Genomic DNA, 24348 nt, shown 5'->3' on the forward strand with positions numbered 1-24348 from the left:
CATGAGTGAGAAATTCGATGTCATCGTGGTCGGCGCAGGTGCCTCCGGCAACGCCGCCGCCTACACCCTGGCCAAGTCCGGCCTCAAGGTGCTGCAGCTGGAGCGCGGCGAAACGCCAGGCGCCAAGAACGTGCAGGGCGCCATCCTGTATGCCGATGCGCTGGAACGCATCATTCCCGACTTCCGCGAGGAAGCGCCGCTGGAACGCCACATCATCGAGCAGCGCATGTGGGTGATGGACGAGCGCTCCTACGTCGGCAGCCACTTCCGCTCCGACGACTTCAACAAGCCGCCCTACAACCGCTACACCATCATCCGCGCCAAGTTCGACAAGTGGTTCTCCGACAAGGTGAAGGAGGCTGGCGCGCTGGTGATCTGCGAAACCACGGTCAAGGAGCTGCTGCGCGACGACAAGGGCAAGGTCATCGGCGTCGAGGTGGACCGCGCCGACGGCAGGATCTACGCCGACCTCGTCATCCTCGCCGACGGGGTGAACTCCACCCTGGCGCGCAAGGCCGGCTTCCGCCCGGAGCTGGACCCCAAGCACGTCGCGCTGGCGGTGAAGGAAATCCACTTCCTGCCCAAGGACGTCATCGAGTCGCGTTTCAACATCCAGGATGAAGAAGGCGTGGTGATCGAGATGATGGGCAAGATCACCCACGGCATGATGGGCACCGGCTTCCTCTATACCAACAGCGATTCCATCAGCGTCGGCGTCGGCTGCCTGCTGTCCGACTTCATGGAGCAGAAGATCACGCCCTACCAATTGCTGGAACAGTTGAAGGCGCATCCTTCGGTCGCGCCCATGCTGGAAGGCGGCGAGATGAAGGAATACGCCGCCCACCTGATTCCCGAAGGCGGCTACCACGCCATCCCGCAGATCTACGGCGACGGCTGGCTGATCGTCGGCGACTCCGGCATGTTCGTGAATGCGGTGCACCGCGAAGGCTCCAACCTCGCCATGACCACCGGCCGCATTGCCGCCGAGACCGCCATCGAGCTCAGCCGCGCCGGCAAGGCGATGAGCGCCGCCAACCTTGCGCTCTATCGTCAGCGCCTGGACGACAGCTTCGTCATCAAGGATCTGAAGAAGTACAAGGATCTGCCCGACCTGCTCGACACCAACAAGCAGTTCCTCACCACCTACCCGGAACTGCTCAACCGTTCCGCCTACGCCATGCTCAAGGTGGATGGCGAGGACAAGCGCAGCAAACAGAAAGACATCTATCGCGGCTTCCGCGCCGAACGCAGCCTCTTCGGCCTGCTCGGCGACGCCTACAAACTGTGGAGGGCATTTCGATGAGCGACAAAGCGGTCAGCATCAAGGTCGAAGACAAGCTGTACCAGAACCGCTACCTGGTCGACGCCGAGCGCCCGCACATCCAGATCAGGGATGAAGCCATCTGCGCCAGCTGCACCACCCGCCAGTGCACCGTCTGCTGTCCGGCCGGCTGTTACGAAGGCGCCGAAGGCAAGGTGGTGCTGACCACCGACGGCTGCCTGGAATGCGGCACCTGCCGGGTGATCTGCACCACCCACCGCAACGTGGAATGGGAATATCCGCGCGGCGGCTACGGCATCCAGTTCAAGTTCGGCTGACGAAGCAGGCCGCCGGCATTCCCGCACCCCTGCACCACGGCGGGATGCCGGCAGCCGCACCTGGCCAGGCCTTTCGCAGCCCTGCAGAAGAGCGGGCGGGCCGCAGGCCGGCAACTCCGAATCCAGAACGGCGCGGGAGAGCATCGCCGTGACAAGAGCTGGACGCAAGCCCAGCCAGCCTCACCGCCGGCCACCGGGCAAAAAAGCCGGAAACCGCATCCATGCGGACAACATGATTCAAAAGCGATAAGCGCGAAGAGCCCGAGGCCGGCAACAGCAATGGCCGCCCCGCCCCCCTTCCCTGAAGCACATCTGCTGAGCGCCCGCACGGGATGCAGCTCACCGACGCCGATGCCACTTTTCCGTGCAGGCTGCGTGGTAACATCCGCTTTTAAAAACCACGCGTTTCGAGCCCCCATGTTCTCCTCGCAAGACACCCTCGCCAAGGTCGATCCCGAGCTCTGGTCCGCCGTCCAGGCCGAGAACCGCCGCCAGGAAGATCACATCGAACTGATCGCCTCGGAAAACTATGTCTCCCACGCGGTGATGGAAGCCCAGGGCTCCCAGCTCACCAACAAGTACGCGGAAGGCTATCCGGGCAAGCGTTACTACGGCGGCTGCGAACATGTGGACGTGGTCGAACAACTGGCCATCGACCGCCTGAAGGCGCTGTTCGGCGCCGAGGCCGCCAACGTGCAGCCCAACTCCGGCTCGCAGGCCAACCAGGCGGTGCTGATGGCCTTCGCCAAACCGGGCGACACCATCATGGGCATGAGCCTGGCCGAAGGCGGCCACCTCACCCACGGCATGCCGCTGAACATGTCCGGCAAGTGGTTCAACGTCGTCGCCTACGGCCTCGACGAGAAGGAAGAAATCGACTACGACGCGATGGAAGCGCTGGCCCGCGAGCACAAGCCGCGCATCATCGTCGCCGGCGCCTCCGCCTACTCCCTGCGCATCGACTTCGAGCGCTTCGCCAAGGTCGCCAAGGAAGTCGGCGCCATCTTCTGGGTGGACATGGCCCACTACGCCGGCCTCATCGCCGCCGGCTACTACCCGAACCCGGTGCCGCACGCCGACGTTGTCACCTCCACCACCCACAAGACCCTGCGCGGCCCGCGCGGCGGCATCATCCTGATGAAGGCCGAGCACGAGAAGGCGATCAACTCCGCCATCTTCCCCGGCCTGCAGGGCGGCCCGCTGGAGCACGTCATCGCGGCCAAGGCGGTGGCCTTCAAGGAAGCGGCCACGCCGGCCTTCCGCAACTACCAGGAACAGGTCATCGCCAACGCCCGTGTCATGGCACGGGTGCTGGGCGAGGAGCGCGGCCTGCGCATCGTCTCCGGCCGTACCGAGAGCCACGTCTTCCTGCTCGACCTGCGGGCAATGAAGATCACCGGCAAGGAAGCCGAGGCCGCGCTGGGCCGCGCCCACATCACGGTGAACAAGAACGCCATCCCGAAGGATCCGGAAAAGCCCTTCGTCACCTCCGGCATCCGCATCGGCTCGCCGGCGATGACCACCCGTGGCTTCACCGAGATCGAAGCCGAGAAGATCGCCCACCTGATCGCCGACGTGCTCGCCGCGCCGAGCGACGAGGCGGTGCTGGAGCGGGTGCGCGGCCAGGTTGCCGAGCTGTGCGCCAAGTTCCCGGTCTACGGCGCCTGAGCCGGTCGTAAGGCGCCACCACGGGGAAGGTCCGCGGTGTACGCTGCGGCGGCACCCTCCCCGTCAGGCCAAACGGCTCCACGTCCATGAAGTGCCCTTTCTGCGACGACCCCAACACCCAGGTCACCGACACCCGTGAGAACGAGGACGGTGACGTGGTGCGTCGCCGCCGCCGCTGCGTGAAGTGCGACAAGCGCTTCACCACCTACGAGCGCATCGATCTCAAGATGCCGCACATCGTCAAACGCAACGGCAGCCGCAGCGAGTTCGACCACCGCAAGCTCACCGCCAGCATGCAGCTGGCGCTGCGCAAGCGGCCGGTGACCACCGAAGACGTGGAAGCCGCGGTAGACCGCATCGAGGCCCGTCTGCTGTCACTGGGCGAGCCGGAAGTCCCCAGCGAGAAGATTGGCGAACTGGTGATGAAGGAGCTGAAGAAGCTCGACAAGGTCGCCTACATCCGCTTCGCCTCGGTGTATCGCAACTTCGCCGACGTGGACGAGTTCGCCGAAGTCGTACGCGAAGTGCAGGCCAGACCCAAGCGCGGCCGCGGCAGCGGCCCGGCCACGCCAGACCCCGAACATGACCTTTTCGGCGGCTGATCACGCCGCGATGGCGCGCGCGCTGGCGCTCGCCGAGCAGGGCCTCGACACCACCACACCGAATCCCCGCGTCGGCTGCGTGCTGGTGCGCGACGGCGTCATCGTCGGCGAAGGCTGGCATCAGCGCGCCGGCGAGCCGCACGCCGAAATCCATGCACTGCGCATGGCCGGCGAAGCCGCCCGCGGCGCGACCGCCTACGTCACCCTGGAACCCTGCTCCCACTTCGGCCGCACCCCGCCGTGCGCCGACGCGCTGGTGGACGCCGGCGTCGCCCGGGTGGTCGCGGCGATGGAAGACCCCAACCCGCTGGTCGCCGGCCGTGGCCTCGCCCGCCTGCGGGCCACCAGCATCATCGCCGAGAGCGGGCTGATGGAAGCCCAGGCGCGCGAGCTGAACATCGGCTTCGTCTCGCGCATGACCCGCGGCCGCCCCTGGGTGCGGCTGAAGGCCGCCAGCACCCTGGACGGCAAAACTGCACTGGAGAACGGCGTCAGCCAGTGGATCACCGGCGAAGCCGCGCGGCGCGACGGCCATCGCTGGCGTGCGCGCGCCTGTGCCATCCTGACCGGCATGGGTACCGTCAGGGAAGACGACCCCCAGCTCACCGTGCGCGACGTGCCCTGCGAACGCCAGCCGCTGCGCATCCTCATCGACGCCCGGCTGGAGCTCCCATCCACCGCGCGCCTGCTGGCGGGCCCGCCCATCCTGATCGCCACAGCCGGCGGCAATCCGATACGCGAGGCGGAACTGCGGGCCGCCGGCCACGAGGTTCTGGTGCTGCCGAACACGGCTGGCAAGGTGGATCTGCCGCAGCTTTTCCGCGCCCTCGGCGCGCGCAGCCTCAACGAAATCCACGTCGAAGCCGGCTTCAAACTCAATGGCTCGCTGCTGCGGGAAGGCTGTGTGGATGAGTTGCTGCTCTATCTCGCCCCCATGCTGGTCGGCGATGCCGCGCAGGGGCTATTCAACCTGGCGCCGCTGAGCGCGCTGGACCAGGCCCTGCGCCTGGACATCCGCGACCTGCGCCAAATCGGCGACGACTTCCGCCTGCTGGCGCGCCCGCGTCAGGTCTGAGCCCTCGCGCGCTCGGCGCACACCGGGCAAGCCGGATCACGCCCGAAGGACACGCTGCGCCAGTTCATGCCCAGGCTGTCGAGCAACAGCAGGCGACCATCCAGCGTAGTGCCACAGCCACTGAGCAGCTTCAGCGCCTCGGCCGCCTGGGTGGCGCCGACGATGCCGGTCAGCGGCGCGAACACGCCCATCACCGCGCAGCGCACCTCCTCCACATCCTCGCCTTCGGGGAACAGGCAGTGGTAGCAGGGCGCCTCCCGCTGACGCAGATCGAACACCGAGATCTGGCCATCGAAGCGGATCGCCGCGCCGGAAATCAGCGGCCGGGCATGGCGGGCACAGGCGCGGTTGATGGCATGACGGGTGGCGAAGTTGTCCGAACAGTCCAGCACCACGTCGGCGGCGGCCACCTCCGCCTCCAGCGCCTCACCCTGCAAGCGTAGCGCTCGTGTTTCCACCCGCGCCAGCGGATTCAGGCGATGCAGCGTATCCCGGCCGGACTCCACCTTGAGCCGCCCCACGCCTTCCGCGCTGTGCAGAATCTGCCGCTGGAGGTTGGTGAGGTCCACCGTGTCGTCGTCGGCCAACACCAGCGTGCCCACGCCAGCCGCGGCCAGATACATGGCCGCCGGCGACCCCAGGCCGCCAGCGCCGACGATCAGCGCGCGGGCGCCCAGGATGGCCTCCTGCCCCTCCACACCGATTTCAGGCAACAGGATGTGGCGGCTGTAACGCAGCAGTTGATCGTCGTTCATGACATCAGGAAATGAAAAAGGACCGCAGTGCGGTCCGAAGCTCTCCAACCCGGCGAAGCCGGCCTACTTGTAGCCCCGGAGATCCGGTGGCGTGGTGTCGTGATCGCCGTGAGGGTGGTGCTCCCAGGCATGCACATACACTTTGTGGGATTGCTTCAGCAGACGCTCCGGCGACCCCAGATTGCGCCGCTGCGTTTCCTCGCTGAAACGGATCAGCCAGCGACCCAGCTGCCAGCGCAAACCCTCGTCCAGCACTAACCCTTGAGCCCGCAGGCGGGCCTCCAAGCCCTGGAGGGAGTGCTCCAGCACCGAGTAGCTCACCAGCAGCTCAGCTGCGGCCCCACGTACTACCGTCACCCCCTGGAGCGCCGCGAGGACCGCAATCGCCTGTTCGCACTGCTGCGGCCAGCGGGGATGCAGCCGCAGCACCCGCCGCTTCAGCACGCCTCCGCCCGGCGCCGGATGATGGTGACGCCTGCCGGCCAGCTTGTACGCCGTTTCCCTCAGCATCACCCACCTCCATGAGCGCGATTACTTCTTGTTCTGGACGATCTGCAGTCCCTTCAGCAGATTCACCGCCTGAGCCAGTTGGTAGTCGTCCTTGCCGGCCAGTTCGAAGCGCGGCGGCATGTCTTCGTCGTCGCCCTTGCCGTTGTTCTGCAGCAGGCGCTCGGCTTCCGGATCGCGGTCGTTGCCCAAGTGGCCCTGCAGGTCCGCCTCGCGCACACGACGGGCGGAACCGTTGGTGCTCTCCTCGACGACGATGTCCGGCTCTATGCCCTTGGCCTGGATGGAGCGCCCCCCCGGCGTGTAGTAGCGCGCGGTAGTGAGCTTGATCGCGGTATTCGCATTCAGCGGAATGATGGTCTGCACCGAACCCTTGCCGAAGGTCTGGGTGCCCATCACCACCGCACGCTTGTGATCCTGCAGCGCACCGGCGACGATTTCAGAAGCGGAGGCAGAGCCGCCGTTCACCAGCACCACCATCGGCAGATCCTTGATGCTGGGCGGCAGGGACTTCAGGAAGTCGTCCCGGGTGCCGCGCAGGTAGTCTTCCGGTGCGGCGCGGTATTCGCGCTTGGCATCCTCGGTGCGGCCGTCTGTGGAGACGACCACCGTGTTGGCCGGCAGGAAGGCAGCGGCGACGCCGACCGCACCGTGCAGCAGGCCGCCCGGGTCGTTGCGCAGATCGAGCACCAGCCCCTTCAGCTGACCTTCCTTGACCAGCTTGTCCAGGTGCTGAACCAGCGAGGAGGCGGTGTTCTCCTGAAACTGGGCGACACGCACGTAGCCATAGCCGGGTTCGACGATCTTGGACTTGACGCTCTGCACCTTGATGACTTCACGCGTCAGCGTGATCACCACCGGCCGGTTCTCGCCCTTGCGCATGATGGTGAGTGTGATGTCGGTCTTGGGCTTGCCGCGCATGCGCTTGACCGCATCGTTCAGGCTCATGCCCTTGACCGGGGTGTCATCCAGCTTGACGATGAGGTCGCCCGCCTTGACGCCGGCGCGGAAAGCCGGCGTGTCTTCGATCGGCGAGATGACCTTGACGAAGCCGTCCTCGGTGCCAACCTCGATGCCGAGGCCCCCGAACTCGCCCTGGGTGCCGACCTGCAGATCCTTGAAGGCCTCCGCGTCCAGGTAGGCGGAGTGGGGATCCAGCCCGGACAGCATGCCGCTGATCGCCTGGGTGATCAGCTTCTTGTCCTCGACCGGCTCGACGTAGCCCTGCTTGATCGCGTTGAACACGTCGGCGAAGGCGCGCAGTTCTTCCACCGGTAGCGGCGCCGGCGTGACCTTGTCGGCGTTGGCGGAGAAATTGAGGCTGATCATCACCCCGGCGAAAACGCCGGTCATCACCAGGCCGACTTGCTTCAGCTTGCTGCGCATAAGGACTCCATCGGGGCGCGTCCCGGCCTTCCGGGCCGCATCTTCGTTCGTTTCGTCAGTTGAGCCTGACCCACAGCATCGGGTCCAGCGGCCGGCCCTGATGACGGATTTCAAAGTATAAACCTGATTCCGCAACGCCCCCGCTGGCCCCCACGCTGGCAATTGCGTCGCCACCGCCCACCTTGTCGCCGACTTCCTTCAGCAGGGCATCGTTGTTGCCGTAAACCGAAAGGTAGTCACCGCCGTGGTCGATGATGAGCAGATTGCCGTAGCCACGCAACCAGTCGGAGAAGACCACTTCGCCGCCCGCAACCGCGCGCACCTCGCTGCCGTTGCCGGCGCGGATGAAGACGCCCTTCCAGGTGGTGCCGCCTTCGGCCCTTGGAGCACCGAAGCGTCCCACCAGTTCTCCCCGCACCGGGAATCTGAGCTGGCCGCGCAACTGCGCAAAACTGACGCCGGTGGGCGTGGCTCCAGCGGCATGGCGGACCTCGCCCACCACCGGTTCGGAGCGGCGCGGCGTCTGGCTGCCTTGAGATGGAGGGCTGGCCGCGGCAGCCGCCGCCCGCTCGCGCGCGGCCTGCTGCTCGGCGGCACGGCGTGCTGCGGCCTGGCGCGCCGCCGCTTCACGGGCGCGCTGTACCAGGGTATCGATGAGCCGGCCCAGGCGCTGCTCGTCCTGACGCAGGGCACTCACCTCTTTCTGCTGGGTCTTCAGTTGATCGGAAATCAGCGCCAGGGCCTGCTTGCGGGTTTCATGGACCGAGGCCAGCTCGGCCTGCCGTGCCTGCTGCTCCGCCGCCAGTGCGACGACGCGGTCGCGGCGCTGGCCGATCTCGGCCGCGCGCATCGCCTTTTCCTTGAGATCCGCGCGCAGGGATTCGATCAGCCCCAGGCGGGCGCGACCAAGGTGTTCCAGGTAATGGGCATCGCGGGCGAGCTGGTTGGGATCGCGCGCCGACAGCAGCGGCGCCACGCCATCGGCGGCGCCATGCATATAGTGCCGCCGCAGCCACTCCGCCAGTTCGTCCTGGCGGGCGGCGATGCGCCCTTCGACTTCCCGCTGCTCGGCTTCCAGCAGCGCCAGTTTGCGCTCGGCATCCGCCTTCTCGCCCCCCAGCCGGCGCACCTCACGCTCCACCCGGGACACGGCCCGCTCGGCTTCCGCCAGCGCGGTGGCCGCGCCGGAGCGGGACGCCTCGGTCTGCGCCATGTCCTTCTGCAACTCGCGGATGCGGCGCTTCAGGTCGTCCAGGTCGGAGCGCTTCTCGGCCAGGTCGCCCGCCTGCTGCGCCAGCGCCGGCCAGGCGAGCGACACCGCCACTGCAACCAGCAGGCAGCGCAGTACGCGGCGTGATGTCCTCATCTGGCGAAGCGGGAAAGTCAGGCCTTGGCCTTGCCCTGGCTGGCAACCGCAGCCTGGGCGGCGCGGATGGTCTCTTCGTCGGCGAGGTAGTAGTGCTTCACCGGCTTGAGGTTGGCATCCAGTTCATAGACCAGCGGCTGGGCAGTCGGAATGTTGAGGGCGACGATGTCGTCGTCGGAAATCCCGTCCAGGTACTTGATCAGCGCACGCAGACTGTTGCCGTGGGCAGCGACCAGGATGCGGCGGCCGGCCAGAATCTGTGGCACGACCACCGTTTCCCAGTAAGGCACCACGCGCGCCACCGTGTCCTTCAGGCATTCGGTGCGCGGAAACTGGGCCTTGGGCAGGCCGGCGTAGCGCGGGTCATCCACGGTGAGGCGCTCGTCGCCTTCGGGCAGCGGGTCGGGCGGAGTGTCGTAGGAGCGGCGCCACACCAGCACCTGCTCGTCACCGAAGCGGGCAGCAGTCTCGGCCTTGTTCAGGCCCTGCAGCGCACCGTAGTGGCGCTCGTTGAGACGCCAGGAATGCTCAACCGGCAGCCACAGGGAATCCAGTTCTTCCAGCACGATGTTCAAGGTCTTGTTCGCGCGCTTCAGCACCGAGGTGAAGGCGAGATCGAAGCCATAGCCCTCGGCCTTCAGCAGCTTGCCCGCGCGATGCGCTTCTTCCGTACCCTGCTCGGTAAGGTCTACATCGGTCCAGCCGGTGAAGCGGTTTTCCTTGTTCCAGGTGGATTCGCCATGGCGAAGCAGAACGATCTTGTACATGTGGGGATCGAGTCCGGTTTAGGGGTTTGAACGGGGATGACGGCCCGGGCGGCAACCATGCGGCGCCAGCCGAGCAAGACCGCGGCGCGATATTTTATACTAACGGTTTTGCCCGCCCGGCCTTCACGTGAACAAAGAAGACATCTTCGAGCTGATAGACAAGCACGAGCACATCGAGATGGCCGCCCGGGCGCTGAAGGCGATCGCCCATCCACTGCGGCTGAAGATCCTGTGCGTGCTGGGCGAAGGCGAGGTCTGCGTGCAGGACATCGTCGAAGCGGTGGGCACCTCGCAAAGCAACATCTCGCAACATCTGGCCATCCTGCGCGACAAGGGCGTACTCCAGACGCGCAAGGATGCCAACCGGGTCTATTACCGTGTGGGCGACCAACGCACCCTGCAACTCATCGTGCTCATGCGCGAGGTCTTCTGCGGCGTGCCGCCCAGGCATTGAGCCCGTCCATCGATTTTCCCAACCCAACCGGAGCGACGTTTTGGTGGAATTCCTGCAACAGAACTGGTACTGGGCCGCCCTGGCGGTGGCCAGCGGCGCTTGGCTGCTCGTGGAAACCGTGCGCAGCGGCAACAACAAGGCGCAACTCTCGCCGGTCCAGGCCACGCTGCTGATCAACCGCGAAGACGCCATCGTCGTCGATGTGCGGGATCAGGGCGAATATGCCGCCGGCCACATCGCCGGCTCCCGCCACATCCCCGCGGGCGAACTGGAACGGCGCAGTGGCGAACTCGACAAGTTCAAATCGCGTCCAATCATCCTCTGCTGCGCCACCGGCAACCGCTCGGCTGGCGCGCTGGCCCAATTGCGCAAAGCCGGTTTCGAGAAGGTGTACAACCTGCGCGGCGGCATCATGGAATGGGAGAAGGCAGGCCAGCCGCTGAGCCGCAAGAGGAAATGACCATGCCCCACATCCGCATGTACGCTACCGGCACCTGTCCCTATTGCCATCGCGCGGAGCACCTGCTTCGCAGCAAGGGGGTGGGCGACGAACTGGAACTGATCCGGGTGGACATCGACCCCTCCCGCCGTGCAGAAATGATGCAACTCAGCGGCCGGCGCACGGTTCCGCAGATCTTCATCGGCGATTACCATGTCGGCGGCTGCGACGACCTGCACGACCTCGACCACCGGGGCGGCCTGGATCCACTGCTTCAAGGCCAGGGGGCCTGAGCCCTCCGGCATCCCGCTGTAACAATCATCTTCACCAAAACACCACCGAGCAGGCTTTCCGAAATGACCGAAAACGCGCAACCCGTATTCTCCATCGAGAAGATCTACGTGAAGGATCTCTCCCTCGAGGTCCCCAACGCCCCGCAGGTCTTCCTCGAGCGCGAGACGCCGCAGATCAACGTGCAGCTGCGCACCGAAGGCAAGGGCATCAACGACGGCCTGTTCGAGATCGTGCTGACCGTGACCGTGTCGGCCGAGCTGCCGGAATCCAAGACGGTGTTCCTGGTCGAAGTGGCCCAGGCAGGCGTGTTCCAGATCCGCAACATCCCGCAGGAAGACCTGGAGCCGGTGATGATGGTCGGCTGCCCCAACATTCTTTTCCCTTATGCCCGCGAGGCGGTTTCCGACGCGATCACCCGCGCCGGCTTCCAGCCGGTGGTGCTGGCGCCGGTGAACTTCGACGCCCTCTACCAGCAGCAGCGCGAGCAAGCCGCTGCCCAGCCGGGCGAGGTCCCGGTCCAGTAAGGACGTTGCTATGATCGCTTCCCGCCTGCGCCTCTCTCTCGGACTCGGCCTGGCGCTCGCCTGCGCCAGCCCGCTCGCCCAGGCCATCGAGTTCCGCTCGGTCGCCGCGCCGGCCATCCTCTACGACTCCCCATCCAACCAAGGCAAGCGGCTGTTCATCGTCGCCCCCGGTACGCCGGTGGAGGTCGTGGTGGCGCTGGACAAATGGGTGAAGGTGCGCGATCCGGCGGGAGCGATCAACTGGATAGAACGGGGCGCGCTGAGCGACAAGCGCACGCTGATGGTCACCGCCCCGCGCACCCTGGTGCGCCAGCACGCCTCCGAGGAGGCCCCGCCGGCCTTCGAGGCGGTGCGCGACCTCGTGCTCGAACTCGTGGAAGCGCCCGCCAACGGCTGGGTGAAGGTCCGCCACCAGGACGGCGCCAGCGGCTACATCCGCGTCGGCGAAGTCTGGGGGCTGTGAGCCGGATGCGAATAGCTGTATTCGGTGCCGGCGCCTGGGGCACCGCCCTCGCCCAGGCCTTCTCCTCCGCCCATGAAACCACCTTGTGGGCGCGCAATTCCGAACATATCGACGCCATGCGGCAGTCGGGCGAGAACGCCCGCTACCTGCCCGGCATTCCACTGTCACCGGCGCTGTCGCTGAGCGCGGATTTCGCCGCGACGGCCACCGGCGCCGATCTGCACCTCGTCGTCACCCCGCTCTCCGGCCTGCGCACCACGGTCAGAACGCTGCGCCAGCTGCAACCGGACACGCCGCTGCTGTGGGCCTGCAAGGGCCTGGAGGCCGGCACCGGCAAGCTGCCGCATGAGATCGTCACCGAAGAACTGGGCGCGGACGCGGCCTGCGGCGTGCTCACAGGCCCCAGCTTCGCCGCCGAGGTCGCCCGCCAGCAACCCACTGCGGTAACGCTGGCAGCGGCAGATGCGGCCTTCGCCGAGTTCTGGGTCAACCAGCTGCACCAGCCGCTGCTGCGCATTTACGGCAATACCGACCTCGTTGGCTGCGAGATCGGCGGCGCGGTCAAGAACGTCATGGCCATCGCCGCCGGCGTGTCCGACGGCATGGGTTTCGGCCTCAATGCCCGCGCCGCGCTCATTACCCGCGGGCTCGCGGAGATCGCCCGCCTGGGTGCCGCCCTCGGCGGCCGCCCGGATACGCTGATGGGCCTGGCCGGCATGGGCGATCTCATCCTCACCTGCACTGGCGACCTCTCGCGCAACCGCCGCGTTGGCCTGGCGCTGGCTGCCGGCAAGACCCTGGACGAAATCCTGCGCGAGCTCGGCCATGTCGCCGAGGGCGTGTCCACCGCGCGCGAAGTCGTCGGCCTGGCTGGCCGGCTGGGCGTGGAGATGCCGATCTGCGAGGCGGTCCATGGCCTGCTGCACGACGGACTGGTCGCCCGCGAGGTGGTGGAACAGTTGCTGTCCCGCGATCCCAAGCACGAGTAAGCCGAGAGCGAGGGCTCAGACAGCGCCTCGCCTTCCAACTCAAACGCCGCCGGCAAACCCCTGCTGCCGCCAAGCCTCCAGCACCAGCACGGCCACCGAGTTGGACAGATTCATGCTGCGGCAACCGGGCTTCATCGGTATCCGTAGCCGCCGCTCCGGCGGCAGCGCATCCAGTATCTCCGCCGGTAGCCCACGGCTCTCCGGCCCGAAGACGAAGACATCGCCAGCCTGGAACGCCACTTGATCGTAGCGGGCGCTCGCCTTGGTCGTCAGGGCGAAGAAGCGGCGTCCGACCAAGGTCGAAACGCAGCTATCCCAATCCTTGTGCACCGTGACCTGGGCCATGTCGTGATAGTCCAGCCCGGCCCGCGCCAGCGTCTTGTCGGTGATGACGAAACCCAGCGGCTCCACCAGATGCAGGTGCGCGCCGGCATTCGCCGCCAGGCGGATGACGTTGCCGGTATTCGGCGGTATCTCAGGCTGGAACAGGACGATATCGAACATGGGCCGGACAGGCGGGGCAGACGGAAAGCGCGCACTTTAGCCCAGAAGCCGGCGGCGGTTGGCCACGGCGGCGCCTCAACCCGGCGGCGGCGTCCGTGCCACCACCAGGTTCTCCACCCATGCGGCGCCGCTGCGCTTGAGGCAACGCGCCAGTTCATCCAGGCTTGCGCCGGAGGTCATCACATCGTCGACCACAGCCACCCTCATGCCGTTGACATCGCTTCGGCAGACGAAGGCGCCGCGCAATGCCGCCCGCCGCTCCTGCCGCGACAGCCCCTCCAGCTTGGGCGTGGCGCGCACTCGCGCCACGCCGCGCAACACCAGTGGCAGACCGGCCAGCCGTGCGAGCGGCCGGGCTATCTCCACCGCCTGGTTGAAACCGCGCTCCGCAAGACGGGCCGGATGCAGCGGCATGGGCAGGATCAGATCGAGCTCGCGCGGAAACATCGCCGCCATCATCTCTTCGGCGAAAAAGCCGGCCAGGGAGAAACGCTGGCGGTACTTCAGCGCCTGCACCAGTCCATCCAGAGGAAAGCGGTAATCGAAAAGCGCCTGACTGGCATCGAAGGCCGGTGGCCGCTTCAGGCATTGGCCGCAGACGCCGCCAGCCGGCAGCGGCTGAGCGCAAACCCGGCATCTGGCGTTGCGCACGTGGGGCAGATCGACAGCACATTCCGGGCACACCGGCGCGCCGCCCTGCTCCAGCCCGCAGACGCAGCAACGCTGCGGCAGAACCGCGTCCAGCACCGCGCGCATGCCGCGCCGCCATGCGCTTGACGCCCCTGGCGTATTTGACAAGTTTTCCGCCCTTGAATGAACATGCTGGATTGCCGCATTTAAGCCCGGAACGCACCTCATGACAACAACATTGACCGTCCCTCCCGCCACCAGCCAGAACAATCCGGGACAGGCTCAGCGCAAGAATTGGTCAGTCGCCGAGGTGCAGGCGCTGTTCGAACTCCCCTTCCTCGACCTGCTCTTCCGCGCGCAGCAAGTTCATCGCGCCCACTTCGATGCCAACGAGATCCAGCGCTCTACCCTGCTGTCGATCAAGACCGGCGGCTGCTCCGAAGACTGCGGCTACTGTTCCCAGTCCGCCCGCTACGACACCGGCCTCGAGCGCGAGCGCCTGATGCCGATCGACGAAGTGCTGGAGCACGCCCGCGCCGCCAAGGCCAAGGGGGCCTCGCGCTTCTGCATGGGCGCGGCCTGGCGCGGCCCCAAGGAGAAGGACATGGAGCCGGTGCTGGAGATGGTGCGCGAGGTCAAGAAACTGGGCCTGCAGACCTGTGTCACCCTGGGCATGCTGCGCGACGGCCAGGCCGAGCAGCTCGCCGACGCCGGCCTCGACTACTACAACCACAATATCGACACTGCGCCCGAGTTCTACGGCCAGGTCATCACCACCCACACCATGCAGGACAGGCTGAACACCCTGGACAAGGTGCGCGATGCGGGCATCAACGTCTGCTGCGGCGGCATCATCGGCATGGGTGAAGGCCGCAGCAGCCGCGCCGGCCTCATCGCCCAGCTCGCCAACATGGAGCCGCCGCCGGATTCCGTGCCCATCAACAACCTGGTGGCGATCCCCGGCACGCCGATGGCCGAGAGCGAGCAGTTGGACCCGCTCGAATTCGTCCGCACCATCGCCGCCGCCCGCATCACCATGCCGGCCAGCTACGTACGCCTGTCGGCGGGCCGTGAGCAGATGAGCGATGAACTGCAGGCGCTGTGCTTCATGGCCGGCGCCAACTCCATGTTCTATGGCGACCGCCTGCTCACCACCAGCAACCCGGAAGCCGACCGCGACGAGAACCTGCTGGCCCGCCTCGGCCTGAAGGCAGTCTGATCCCCAAGCTCCGCCTTCCGTGACAGCAGCAGACTTCCAGCTAGACCGCAACCTGCTGCGCCGGCGCTACGGCCGCGCCGCGGCCACCAGCGACGGCGCCGACGCCCTAGGCCGCGAAATCGCCCGGCGCATGGACGAACGCCTGGACTACATCCGCATCACGCCCAAACGCATTCTCGACCTCGGCTGCGGCACCGGGCAGGACCTGCTGCGCCTGGCCGAGCGTTATCCGGACGCTGCTGCCTTCGGCGCCGATTTCGCGCTGCCGATGCTGGCCCGGGCCAGCGCCCGGGTCACGCCGCAGGCCGGTTTGCTGAAACGTCTGCTGGGCGCGCGGCCGGCGCCGCCGCTGCTCGCCGCCGACTCGCTGGCCCTGCCGCTGGCGCGCGGCAGCATCTCGCTGGCCTGGTCCAACCTCATGCTGACGGCGCTGGACGATCCGCTGCCGGCGCTGCAGGAAATCCACCGCGTGCTGGAAGTCGATGGCCTGCTGATGTTTTCCACGCTGGGCCCTGACACGCTGAAGGAACTGGGCGACGCGCTGCCCAAGCATGCCGGCGAGCGCATCCACCGCTTCATCGACATGCACGATCTCGGCGACGCACTGGTCAAGGCCGGCTTCACCGATCCGGTCATGGACATGGAGATGGTGACGCTGACTTACACCGCGCTCGATGGCCTGCTGGAGGATCTGCGCGCCACCGGCAGCGCCAACGCCAGCCAGGCGCGCCCGCGCGGCCTCTCCGGCCGTGGCGGCTGGGCCCAGGCCCGCGCCGTCTATGAAAAGCTGCGGCAGGACGGCCGCCTGCCGGCCACCTTCGAAGTCATCCAGGGCCACGCCTGGAAGGCCGCGCCCAAGACCACCGACGACGGCCGCAGCATCATCCGCTTCCAGCCGCGTCCGCAGCGCTGAGCAAGACTCCGCATGCCCACCCCGCCCGTCTGGCTCTTCGATCTCGACAACACACTGCACAACGCCAGCCCGCACATCTTTCCGCACATCAACCGGAGCATGACGGCCTACCTGGAGCAGCACCTGTCGCTGAGCCACGAAGCCGCCAACAGCCTGCGCATGCACTACTGGCAGCGCTACGGCGCCACGCTCTCGGGGCTGATCCGCCATCACGGCACCGACCCACATCACTTCCTGCGTGAAACCCACCGCTTCGACCGGCTGCATGAGCTGATGGTGTTCGAACGTGCGCTGGGCGCCATGCTACGCCGGCTGCCAGGGCGCAAGATCGTGTTCTCGAACGCCCCGCGGCTGTATGCGGACGCGGTGCTGGCAACAATGGGCATCGCCGGCCACTTCGACAGCGTGGTGGGCATCGAGCAACTCGGCTTTCATCCCAAGCCCGGCATCGAAGGCTATCGCCGGCTGCTGCACCATTTCGGCCTGAACCCGCGCCAATGCGTGATGGTGGAAGACACCGCGCTCAACCTGAAGACCGCGCGCCGCCTGGGCATGCGCACCGTCTGGGTCAGCCGCAGCCTGCGGCGGCCATCCTATGTGGACATCAAGATTTCCAACGTTCTGGCCCTGCGCCGGGCCTGTGGCTACCTACTGACTGCAGCCTGAAACTGCAGCAGGGAGTGGCAGCGACATGAAGGCAGCCCCCGTCCCGTAGCCCTCCGGCAAGCCGGTAGACTGCGCGCTGAAGCCGTGACGCTGCCAGTAGGCGATAGCGTCCGCCAGCGCCACCAGCGTCAGGCAGGACATGCGCCTCAGCGCCGCCTCCGCCGCCACCTGCCGGAACAGCGCGCCGGCTGCACCGGCACCGCGCAAGGCCGGCAGCACCGCTACATCATGAACGAACAGGCAGTCTGCAGCCGGCGGCAAATGCGCCAGCCTGCTATGCAAGGGCGGCGGCGCCTGACGGCGCCAGGGATGGGCAAAAACGTAGGCGCCCACGGCTCCCCCGTGCTCCACCACCCAGCAAAAAGCCGGCGCCAGCGCCAGCTTCGCCCCCAACACCTCCGCCGACTCCTGGTAGCCATCGCCATAGGCGGCACGCTGGACCTGCAGCACGGCGGGCAGATCGCCCGACCGCATCAGCCGCAGGCCCTGGACAGCGGGAATACTCAAACGCCTTCCTTCAACCAGCGGGCGGCATCCAGCGCGTAGTAGGTGAGGATCCCGTCGGCCCCGGCCCGCTTGAAAGCCAGCAGGGATTCCAGCGCGCAAGCGCGCTCGGACAACCAGCCATTCAACGCCGCCGCCTTCAGCATCGCGTACTCGCCGCTGACCTGGTAGGCGTAGGTCGGCACCTGCAGCTCGGCCTTCACCCGGCGCACAATGTCCAGGTAAGGCATGCCCGGCTTCACCATGAACATGTCCGCGCCTTCGGCGATGTCCAACTCCACTTCACGGATGGCCTCATCGCTGTTCGCGGGATCCATCTGGTAGGTGTACTTGTTGCCCTTGCCAAGATTGCCGGCGGAGCCGACCGCATCGCGGAAAGGGCCGTAGAAGCTGGAGGCGTACTTGGCTGAGTACGCCAGGATGCGGGTGTAGATCAGTTCGTGCTCATCGAGAATCGACCGGATGCGACCGATGCGGCCATCCATCATGTCGGAGGGCGCCACCACGTCCGCACCTGCCTGGGCGTGGCAAAGGGCCTGCTTGGCCAGCGCTTCCAGCGTCTCGTCGTTCATGACGTAGCCGCGCGGATCCTTGGGGTCGATCAGCCCATCCTGGCCATGGCTGGTATAGGGATCCAGCGCCACATCGGTGATCACGCCCAGCTCGGGGAAGCGCTGCTTCAGCGCACTGACCACACGCGGCACCAACCCATCCGGGTTCCACGCTTCCTCGGCGCCATCGCTCTTGCCCTCCGCTCCCACCACCGGGAACAGCGCCAGAGCCGGAACGCCCAGGGTAAGCGCCTCTTCGGCCACCGCCAACAGCCTGTCCAGCGAGACGCGGCTCACGCCCGGCATGGAAGGCACCGCTTCGACCTGCCCCTCGCCCTCGAGGACGAAAACCGGGTAGATCAGATCGGCAGTGGTCAGGACGGACTCCTGCATCAGCCGACGGGAAAAGGCATCACGGCGCATGCGGCGCATGCGCGTGGCGGGAAAGGCTCCAGTGGGTCGCATGATGATCTCGAAAACGATACGGAAGGGGCAAAACGGGTGGGAAGACAGCCTTTTCGTTCCTCTCGCAGCCCGGAAAACGCAGCAGGAGCGCCGCGAAACAGACACATCCAGTAACGAATTGCGCTGGGAACTTCCCGTTTCGGCTCACTATCTTACCAAGCAGATGGTGCTGAGCCGTCTCCCGCTTCACCTCCCTGAGCGGGTGCCTTAATCTACTTAAGGCATTTTTACCCCCGGCTTTATCCCCTTTAGCCGGGGGTTTTTGTTTACTCGGGCGTCGCGTTCTTTTCGCCCGCCTCAGCCGCCAGCCAGCGCGCCACCACTGCCTCGGTTTCTTCCACGCCGGTTTTCTTCAGGCTGGAGAAGAGTTGCACCGTCACTTTGTCTCCCAGCGGCGCCAACTCCCGCTTCACCGCCTGCAGGGTGGCAGTGGCCGGGCCGCGAGTGAGCTTGTCGCTCTTGGTCAGCAGGATGTGAATGGGCCGGCCGGAGGGCGCAAACCAGTCGATCATCTGCCTGTCCAGCGGCGTCAGCGGATGGCGAGAATCCATGATCAGCACCAGTCCGATGAGGCTTTCGCGGTGCTTCAGGTAGGACTCGATCAGCCCCTGCCATTGCTTGCGCACCTTCTCCGGCACTGCCGCGTAACCGTACCCTGGCAGGTCCACCATCAGCGCACCGCAATTGAGGCGGAAGAAGTTCAGCAGCTGGGTGCGACCGGGCGTCTTCGAAACATATGCCAGGCGAACATGCCCGGCGAGTGTATTGATGGCACTCGACTTACCCGCATTGGAACGGCCAGCGAAGGCGATCTCGGGGCCGGAAGGGGGTGGAAGCCCCGAGGGCTTGGCAATGGAGGTTTCGAAGCAGGCGTTGCGGAAGAGCGGCATGGGGCTTGAATCAGCGAAGCGCGGCCCGTCGGGAAAAACCCTTCTGGCGTCGCGCAAATCCAGGTTGATGTTATAGAATACCAAGTTTGAGACAACCACTGACGGCTTTTCCGAGGACATTATGATCAAGCGTTCCCTGCTGCTTCCGCTGCTGCTGGTCGCAGGCGGTCTTCAGGCTCAGGAGCAAGCTCCCGACCTGGACAAAGCTAAACAGATCGCCGAAACGATCTGTGCCGCATGCCATGCGGCAGATGGCAACAGCCAGCTCCCGGCCAACCCGAAGCTCGCAGGACAGATCCCGGAATACCTGTACAAGCAGCTGCGCGAGTTCAAGGCGCATGATGGCCAGAAACCGGTGCGCGACAACGCCGTCATGAGCGCGATGGCGGCCACGCTGGAAGACAGCGACATGAGGGCGCTGGCCCACTACTTCTCCAGCCAGACACAGAAGCCCGAGCCCGCCAAGAGCCTCACCACCGTCGAGGCGGGCCAGAAAATCTGGCGCGCCGGCATCGCTTCCAAAGGCGTTCCCGCCTGTGCGGCCTGCCACGGCCCTGCCGGTGGCGGCCTACCTGCCCAGTATCCGAAGCTCTCCGGCCAGTTCGCCGAGTACACCGAAGCCCAGCTGAAGGGCTTCCGCGACGGCCTCCGGAGCAACGATCCGAGCCGCATGATGCAGATGATCGCGCTGAAGTTGACCGACGCCGAGATCAAGGCGGTCGCCGACTACGCAGCCGGCCTGCGCTAAACGCGTGGCCAGGGGAAGGCCAGCCCTTCCCCAAGTACAGAACGAAAGCCCGGCTTCCCGCCGGGCTTTTTCTTTTATGCCCTACCCCTCGTCAGCCCTGGCCTGGGCAGGGCAGGCAGGCCAGCCTCCAGGCGCGGCCCTTGCGCGCGCCTCACTTGCGGGCCAGTGCCTGCAGTTCGGCCTCACTGAAGCCGGCGGCCAACCGGGCTTCGCGGTGCAATGGAGGGTGTGGGCGCGGCGCATCGAAGTCCTCGATCAGCCGCAGATAGGTCCGCTCCGGCTCCAGGCCGCGGGCCGCGCACAGCAGGCGGAACCAGTGGTCACCGATAGCGACATGGCCTATCTCGTCGCGCAGGATGATCTCCAGCACGCCGACGCTGGCTCTATCGCCTATCGTGCGCAGCTTCTCCATGATGGGCGGAGTCGCATCCAGCCCGCGGGCTTCCAGCACCCGGGGCACCAAAGCCATGCGGACCAGCAGATCATGGGCGGTACGGCAGGCCATGCCCCACAGGCCATCATGCGCGGGAAAATCGCCGTAGCCATGGCCGAGCGCCGCCAGCCGCGCCTCTACCAGGCCAAAGTGGTACGCCTCCTCCGCGGCGACACGCACCCAGTCGGCATGGAAGCCGGGAGGCATGCTGCGGAAACGATGCACGCAGTCCAGCGCAAGATTGATGGCGTTGAATTCGATATGAGCGATGGCATGCAGCAGCGCCGCATGCCCTTCCCGGCTGCCGACTTTGCGCTGCGGCAATTGCTGCGGTGGGATGAGCTCGGGCCGTGCCGGGCGGCCGGGCTCGACGATGGGGGTCGGATCATCGCCTCCGGGCACGCAGACCAGCGCTCCACTTTGCCAATCGGCAGCAAGGCCGGCGGTGGCGGCGCATTTGGCGGCCGGATCGGCACACATCAAGGCGGCGAGCGCAGCTTCATGAAGCGAGTGTTTCATGGGATGGAAGTTTAGCCGCGCATATCGGCGCTGGGGGTTCCCCCAGCTTGCGCCCCGCCGATTGCTGTTCCAAGCTGAGCCAGGGAGGAAGACGTTCCGGCGCCGCGATCCACTCGAACGGCTACGGTGCCGCCATCGAACAGGAGGAAGAGCAGGCATGACGACCACGGTACAGCAGATACTGGAACAGAAAGGCAGCACGACCCACACGGTGACGCCGGACGTCTCGGTGTTCGAGGCCCTGTCGCTGATGGCCAAGTTCGACATCGGCGGTGTGCTGGTCACCGACCAGGGCAGGCTGGTGGGGATCTTCACCGAGCGGGACTACGCGCGCAAAGTAGTCCTGAAGGGCCTGGTATCCCGCGATGTGAAGGTGGGCGACCTCATGACCACCAATGTACGCACGATCACGCCGTCGGAAACGGTGGACGAGGTGATGGCGCTGATGACGGAGCGCCGCTTCCGGCACCTGCCGGTGGTGGAGGACGGCCAGATCGCCGGCATCATCACCATAGGCGACGTGGTGAAGAGCATCGTCAGCCAGCATGAGAACACCATACGGCAGCTCTCGAGCTACATCGCAGGCGACATCGCCGCGCATTGAGCCGCTGGCCGCTTGGCCCTGCGCCTACAGCCGTGGGCGCCAGGACCGGGGCGATCAAAAAGGGCCTCCCATGGCGGGAGGCCCTTTTCACGTCAGTCCTGCAAGGCCTTGCCTATCACCTCGCTGACGTCGGGGGACAGCCCCTTGGTCGCCAGCACACGCTCCAGCTGCGGCCGGATGCTGGCCTGCAGCGCAGGGGTGTACCGCCGCCAGTTCTCCAGCGCGCGGGCCATGCGGGCGGCGACCTGCGGATTGCGCGCATCCAGCGCGATCACCATGTCTGCCCAGAAAACGTGGCCACTACCGTCTGCGGCATGGAATTCCGCCGGGTTGGCGCGGAAGAAGGTGCCGAGCAAGGAATACACCTTGTTGGGGTTGGAGAGGCTGAAGGCCACATCGTCCAGCAGGGCCCTGACCCGTCGCAGAGTGCCCGGCGCGTCGTCCTGCCAGCGCCAGGCACCGGCCTGCAGCGCGAACCACTTGTCCAGCACCAGCGCATCGTCCTTGTAGCGGGCGTGGAAAATGGCCAGTGCATCTTCGCGGGCGGGGCTGGCGCTCTGCACCAGCGCAGCCAGGGCGCCGAAGCGGTCCGTCATGTTGCCGGCGGCGTCGAAGCGCTGCCGCGCCAGCGCCAAGCCGGCCTCGTTGCCGGCAGCAGCAAGGTAGCGCAACGCCAGGTTGAGGAGCGCGCGGCGGCCGGCATCCGCCGGGTGATAGCGGTATTCGCCCGCCACCGGCAGGCGCTCGCAGAGCGCCAGCCAGTCCGCCGCCAGGCGTTCGCCCAGGGCGGCGTAAAGCAGGCGCAGCGCAGCGCGCAGCGCGGCGGGGTCGGCCGGGCTCATGCGCTCCAGCAGATAGCCCTCGCCCGGCAGCGCCGCGGCCTGGGCACGGAAAGCCGGGTCCAGCGCGTCATCGGTGGCCAGGCTGCGGAAAGCTTGGACGAAGGCTTCCGGCACCGCCGCCGCACGGCCTTGGCCCAGATCGGTCGCCAGCGCCAAGATCACCCGTTCGGCGTAGCGCTGGGCGGCATCCCAGCGGTTGCAGGGATCGCTGTCCCGGGCCATGCGAAAAGCAAGACGGTGGTCATCCTCTTCCAGCTCCAGCAGCACCGGCGCGGAGAAGCCGCGCAGCAGCGAGGGCACCGGCTCGGCGCTCAGGCCGACGAAGCGGAAGCGTTGCTCGGCAGTTTTGAGCTCCAGCACGCGGGTGCTCGCGCCCGGCTGATTCTCGCCTTCGAGCTGCAGCGGCATGTCGCTGCCGTCCGGCGCGATCAGGCCGACGGCGACCGGTATCACCAGCGGCAGCTTCTCCGCCTGGCCTGGCGTGGGCGGCGTGTGCTGGGTCAGCGTGAGCGTGTAGCTACCGTCGGCGGCATTCCATTCGCCGCGGGCGCCGAGGCGTGGCGTGCCAGCCTGGGCGTACCAGCGCATGAACTGGTCGAGATCGCGGCCATTGGCTTCGGCCATGGCATCGACGAAGTCGTCGCAGGTCACCGCCTTGCCGTCGTGGTAGCTGAAGTAGAGGTCCATGCCGTTGCGGAAGCCCTCGGTGCCCAGCAGGGTGTGCAACATGCGGATGACTTCGGCGCCCTTCTCGTACACCGTGGCGGTGTAGAAGTTGTTGATTTCCTGGTAGCTGTCCGGGCGGATGGGGTGGGCCATCGGGCCGGCGTCCTCCGGGAACTGGGCGGCGCGCAGCACGCGCACGTCGTCGATGCGCTTGACCGCCCGCGCCGATGCGGCGCCCTCGTCACCGGCGGCCTCCGCCAGCATATCGGCGGAGAACTGCTGGTCGCGGAACACGGTGAGGCCTTCCTTCAGCGTGAGTTGGAACCAGTCGCGGCAGGTGACGCGGTTGCCGGTCCAGTTGTGGAAGTACTCGTGCGCGACCACGCTCTCGATGTGCTCGTAATCGACGTCCGTGGCGGTGTCCGGCTTGGCCAGCACGTACTTGGTGTTGAAGATGTTGAGGCCCTTGTTCTCCATCGCGCCCATGTTGAAGTCGGCCACGGCGACGATCATGAAGCGGTCCAGGTCCAGCTCCAGGCCGAAGGCGCGCTCATCCCAGCGCATGGAGTGGATCAGCGAATCCATCGCATGGCCGGCGCGGTCCAGGTTGCCCTCCTCCACCCAGACCTGCAGCAACACCTCGCGGCCGGAGGCAGTCTGCGCCTTGCGCTCCAGCACCACCAGCCTGGCTGCGACCAGAGCAAACAGGTAGGAGGGTTTGAGGAAGGGATCTTCCCAGCGCGCGTAGTGGCGGCCGCCGGGCAGTTGGCCCTGCTCCAGCAGGTTGCCGTTGGAGAGCAGCACCGGGCAGCGCTCGCGGTCCGCTTCCAGGGTGACGGTGTAGCGCGCCATCACGTCCGGGCGGTCGGGGAAGTAGGTGATACGGCGGAAGCCCTCCGCTTCGCACTGGGTGAAGAAGCCGCCGTTGGAGAGGTAGAGGCCGGACAGCGTGGTGTTGACCTGCGGGTTGATGCGGGTCTGGATCTCCACCACCGCGCGCTCGCCGGCGAGTTCCACCTCCAGGCCGTCCTCCAACTCACGCAGCGCGGCGGCAGCCGGCTCGGCGCCATCCACCGTCAGTGACAAACGCTCCAGGGTGTCACCCCACAGCCGCAGCGGGCCGGCCTCCACTTCCGGATTGCGCACGCACGCCAGCCGGCTGGTGACCACGGTGGCGGTCGGGTCGAGATTGAAATGCAGGTCGATGCGCTCCACCGTCCAGGGTAGCGGGCGGTAGTCGGCACGGTGGATGGTGGGGGCGTGTTCGGTTTTCATTCTGGCTCCAGGGGCGTCTCGGGCCCGTTTC

Annotated in this window: 28 protein-coding genes; 16 read left to right on the forward strand and 12 right to left on the reverse strand. The window is 66.6% G+C overall.

Going from position 1 to position 24348, the window contains the following annotated elements; translation table 11 throughout:
* Position 1: 1 nt before the first annotated feature.
* From GRF61_RS03760 to ribD, 5 genes are all read left to right on the forward strand, one after another.
* Positions 2 to 1303 (forward strand): FAD-dependent oxidoreductase, encoded by a 1302-nt coding sequence (locus tag GRF61_RS03760; RefSeq protein ID WP_169149381.1) that lies wholly within the window; start codon positions 2 to 4, stop codon positions 1301 to 1303.
* Positions 1300 to 1599 (forward strand): ferredoxin family protein, encoded by a 300-nt coding sequence (locus tag GRF61_RS03765; RefSeq protein ID WP_169149382.1) that lies wholly within the window; start codon positions 1300 to 1302, stop codon positions 1597 to 1599. Before GRF61_RS03760 ends, GRF61_RS03765 begins: the two co-directional genes overlap by 4 nt.
* A 417-nt stretch (positions 1600 to 2016) precedes the next feature.
* Entirely contained in the window at positions 2017 to 3267 is a 1251-nt protein-coding gene (glyA, locus tag GRF61_RS03770) for a serine hydroxymethyltransferase (protein ID WP_169149383.1), read from the forward strand.
* 86 nt (positions 3268 to 3353) lie between these two features.
* The gene (gene nrdR / locus GRF61_RS03775; protein ID WP_169149384.1) at positions 3354 to 3869 is read left to right on the forward strand and encodes a transcriptional regulator NrdR; all 516 of its coding nucleotides are present in this window, start codon (positions 3354 to 3356) and stop codon (positions 3867 to 3869) included.
* Positions 3850 to 4944 carry a bifunctional diaminohydroxyphosphoribosylaminopyrimidine deaminase/5-amino-6-(5-phosphoribosylamino)uracil reductase RibD gene (ribD, locus tag GRF61_RS03780; RefSeq protein WP_169149385.1) on the forward strand — a complete coding sequence of 365 codons (1095 nt, stop codon included), beginning with the start codon at positions 3850 to 3852 and terminating at the stop codon, positions 4942 to 4944. Before nrdR ends, ribD begins: the two co-directional genes overlap by 20 nt.
* On the opposite strand, the gene moeB is transcribed toward ribD, so the two are convergent.
* From moeB to gpmA, 5 genes are all read right to left on the reverse strand, one after another.
* A complete protein-coding gene (gene moeB / locus GRF61_RS03785) occupies positions 4935 to 5699 on the reverse strand; it encodes a molybdopterin-synthase adenylyltransferase MoeB (protein WP_169149386.1) in 765 nt (254 codons plus the stop codon). The genes ribD and moeB overlap by 10 nt on opposite strands.
* Positions 5700 to 5762: 63 nt before the next feature.
* Positions 5763 to 6209: a hypothetical protein gene (locus GRF61_RS03790; RefSeq protein ID WP_169149387.1), complete on the reverse strand. Its 447-nt coding sequence runs from the start codon at positions 6207 to 6209 to the stop codon at positions 5763 to 5765.
* A gap of 21 nt (positions 6210 to 6230) precedes the next feature.
* Entirely contained in the window at positions 6231 to 7592 is a 1362-nt protein-coding gene (locus GRF61_RS03795; RefSeq protein ID WP_169149388.1) for a S41 family peptidase, read from the reverse strand.
* 55 nt (positions 7593 to 7647) lie between these two features.
* Positions 7648 to 8958, reverse strand: a complete 1311-nt coding sequence (locus tag GRF61_RS03800) for a peptidoglycan DD-metalloendopeptidase family protein (protein WP_169149389.1) — start codon at positions 8956 to 8958, stop codon at positions 7648 to 7650.
* A gap of 17 nt (positions 8959 to 8975) precedes the next feature.
* Positions 8976 to 9725 carry a 2,3-diphosphoglycerate-dependent phosphoglycerate mutase gene (gene gpmA, locus GRF61_RS03805; RefSeq protein WP_169149390.1) on the reverse strand — a complete coding sequence of 250 codons (750 nt, stop codon included), beginning with the start codon at positions 9723 to 9725 and terminating at the stop codon, positions 8976 to 8978.
* 127 nt (positions 9726 to 9852) lie between these two features.
* Between gpmA and GRF61_RS03810 the strand changes: the two genes are divergently transcribed.
* The 6 genes from GRF61_RS03810 to GRF61_RS03835 all read left to right on the forward strand — a co-directional run bounded on the left by GRF61_RS03810 (position 9853) and on the right by GRF61_RS03835 (position 12888).
* The gene (locus GRF61_RS03810; RefSeq protein ID WP_169149391.1) at positions 9853 to 10179 is read left to right on the forward strand and encodes a metalloregulator ArsR/SmtB family transcription factor; all 327 of its coding nucleotides are present in this window, start codon (positions 9853 to 9855) and stop codon (positions 10177 to 10179) included.
* Positions 10180 to 10222: 43 nt separating this feature from the next.
* Positions 10223 to 10639 carry a rhodanese-like domain-containing protein gene (locus GRF61_RS03815; protein ID WP_169149392.1) on the forward strand — a complete coding sequence of 139 codons (417 nt, stop codon included), beginning with the start codon at positions 10223 to 10225 and terminating at the stop codon, positions 10637 to 10639.
* A complete protein-coding gene (grxC, locus tag GRF61_RS03820) occupies positions 10636 to 10911 on the forward strand; it encodes a glutaredoxin 3 (RefSeq protein WP_248281097.1) in 276 nt (91 codons plus the stop codon). The genes GRF61_RS03815 and grxC overlap by 4 nt, the downstream gene beginning before the upstream one ends.
* Positions 10912 to 10974: 63 nt before the next feature.
* Positions 10975 to 11436, forward strand: coding sequence for a protein-export chaperone SecB (secB, locus tag GRF61_RS03825; RefSeq protein WP_133594147.1), 462 nt, complete (start codon positions 10975 to 10977; stop codon positions 11434 to 11436).
* Positions 11437 to 11446: 10 nt separating this feature from the next.
* Complete coding sequence (locus GRF61_RS03830) at positions 11447 to 11899, forward strand: SH3 domain-containing protein (protein ID WP_169149393.1); 453 nt, start codon at positions 11447 to 11449, stop codon at positions 11897 to 11899.
* 5 nt (positions 11900 to 11904) lie between these two features.
* Positions 11905 to 12888, forward strand: a complete 984-nt coding sequence (locus tag GRF61_RS03835) for an NAD(P)H-dependent glycerol-3-phosphate dehydrogenase (protein ID WP_211165723.1) — start codon at positions 11905 to 11907, stop codon at positions 12886 to 12888.
* Between the two features lie 39 nt (positions 12889 to 12927).
* On the opposite strand, the gene GRF61_RS03840 is transcribed toward GRF61_RS03835, so the two are convergent.
* Both GRF61_RS03840 and GRF61_RS03845 read right to left on the reverse strand, forming a co-directional pair.
* The gene (locus tag GRF61_RS03840; RefSeq protein ID WP_169149395.1) at positions 12928 to 13392 is read right to left on the reverse strand and encodes a tRNA (cytidine(34)-2'-O)-methyltransferase; all 465 of its coding nucleotides are present in this window, start codon (positions 13390 to 13392) and stop codon (positions 12928 to 12930) included.
* A gap of 75 nt (positions 13393 to 13467) precedes the next feature.
* The gene (locus GRF61_RS03845; protein WP_169149396.1) at positions 13468 to 14148 is read right to left on the reverse strand and encodes a ComF family protein; all 681 of its coding nucleotides are present in this window, start codon (positions 14146 to 14148) and stop codon (positions 13468 to 13470) included.
* 100 nt (positions 14149 to 14248) lie between these two features.
* Between GRF61_RS03845 and bioB the strand changes: the two genes are divergently transcribed.
* The 3 genes from bioB to GRF61_RS03860 are packed head-to-tail and all read left to right on the forward strand — an operon-like array spanning position 14249 to position 16820.
* Entirely contained in the window at positions 14249 to 15241 is a 993-nt protein-coding gene (gene bioB, locus GRF61_RS03850; RefSeq protein WP_169149397.1) for a biotin synthase BioB, read from the forward strand.
* Positions 15242 to 15260: 19 nt separating this feature from the next.
* Positions 15261 to 16154: a methyltransferase domain-containing protein gene (locus GRF61_RS03855; protein WP_169149398.1), complete on the forward strand. Its 894-nt coding sequence runs from the start codon at positions 15261 to 15263 to the stop codon at positions 16152 to 16154.
* 12 nt (positions 16155 to 16166) lie between these two features.
* A complete protein-coding gene (locus GRF61_RS03860; RefSeq protein ID WP_169149399.1) occupies positions 16167 to 16820 on the forward strand; it encodes a pyrimidine 5'-nucleotidase in 654 nt (217 codons plus the stop codon).
* Here the strand turns inward: GRF61_RS03860 and GRF61_RS03865 are convergent.
* From GRF61_RS03865 to yihA, 3 genes are all read right to left on the reverse strand, one after another.
* Entirely contained in the window at positions 16803 to 17327 is a 525-nt protein-coding gene (locus GRF61_RS03865; RefSeq protein WP_248281098.1) for a GNAT family N-acetyltransferase, read from the reverse strand. The two genes, GRF61_RS03860 and GRF61_RS03865, sit on opposite strands and share 18 nt — an antisense overlap.
* Positions 17324 to 18340, reverse strand: coding sequence for a porphobilinogen synthase (hemB, locus tag GRF61_RS03870; protein WP_169149400.1), 1017 nt, complete (start codon positions 18338 to 18340; stop codon positions 17324 to 17326). Before hemB ends, GRF61_RS03865 begins: the two co-directional genes overlap by 4 nt.
* Positions 18341 to 18606: 266 nt before the next feature.
* Positions 18607 to 19230: a ribosome biogenesis GTP-binding protein YihA/YsxC gene (gene yihA, locus GRF61_RS03875; RefSeq protein ID WP_169149436.1), complete on the reverse strand. Its 624-nt coding sequence runs from the start codon at positions 19228 to 19230 to the stop codon at positions 18607 to 18609.
* Between the two features lie 121 nt (positions 19231 to 19351).
* Between yihA and GRF61_RS03880 the strand changes: the two genes are divergently transcribed.
* A complete protein-coding gene (locus tag GRF61_RS03880; RefSeq protein WP_169149401.1) occupies positions 19352 to 19978 on the forward strand; it encodes a c-type cytochrome in 627 nt (208 codons plus the stop codon).
* Between the two features lie 151 nt (positions 19979 to 20129).
* On the opposite strand, the gene GRF61_RS03885 is transcribed toward GRF61_RS03880, so the two are convergent.
* The gene (locus GRF61_RS03885; RefSeq protein WP_169149402.1) at positions 20130 to 20930 is read right to left on the reverse strand and encodes a ferritin-like domain-containing protein; all 801 of its coding nucleotides are present in this window, start codon (positions 20928 to 20930) and stop codon (positions 20130 to 20132) included.
* A 157-nt stretch (positions 20931 to 21087) separates the two neighbouring features.
* On the opposite strand from GRF61_RS03885, the gene GRF61_RS03890 reads away from it, so the two are divergent.
* Positions 21088 to 21534, forward strand: coding sequence for a CBS domain-containing protein (locus GRF61_RS03890; protein ID WP_169149403.1), 447 nt, complete (start codon positions 21088 to 21090; stop codon positions 21532 to 21534).
* A 92-nt stretch (positions 21535 to 21626) separates the two neighbouring features.
* Here the strand turns inward: GRF61_RS03890 and pepN are convergent, their stop codons facing one another.
* A complete protein-coding gene (gene pepN, locus GRF61_RS03895; RefSeq protein ID WP_169149404.1) occupies positions 21627 to 24317 on the reverse strand; it encodes an aminopeptidase N in 2691 nt (896 codons plus the stop codon).
* Positions 24318 to 24348: the final 31 nt, after the last annotated feature.

The organism is Azoarcus sp. TTM-91, from assembly GCF_012911025.1.
Taxonomy (GTDB): Bacteria; Pseudomonadota; Gammaproteobacteria; order Burkholderiales; family Rhodocyclaceae; genus Azoarcus.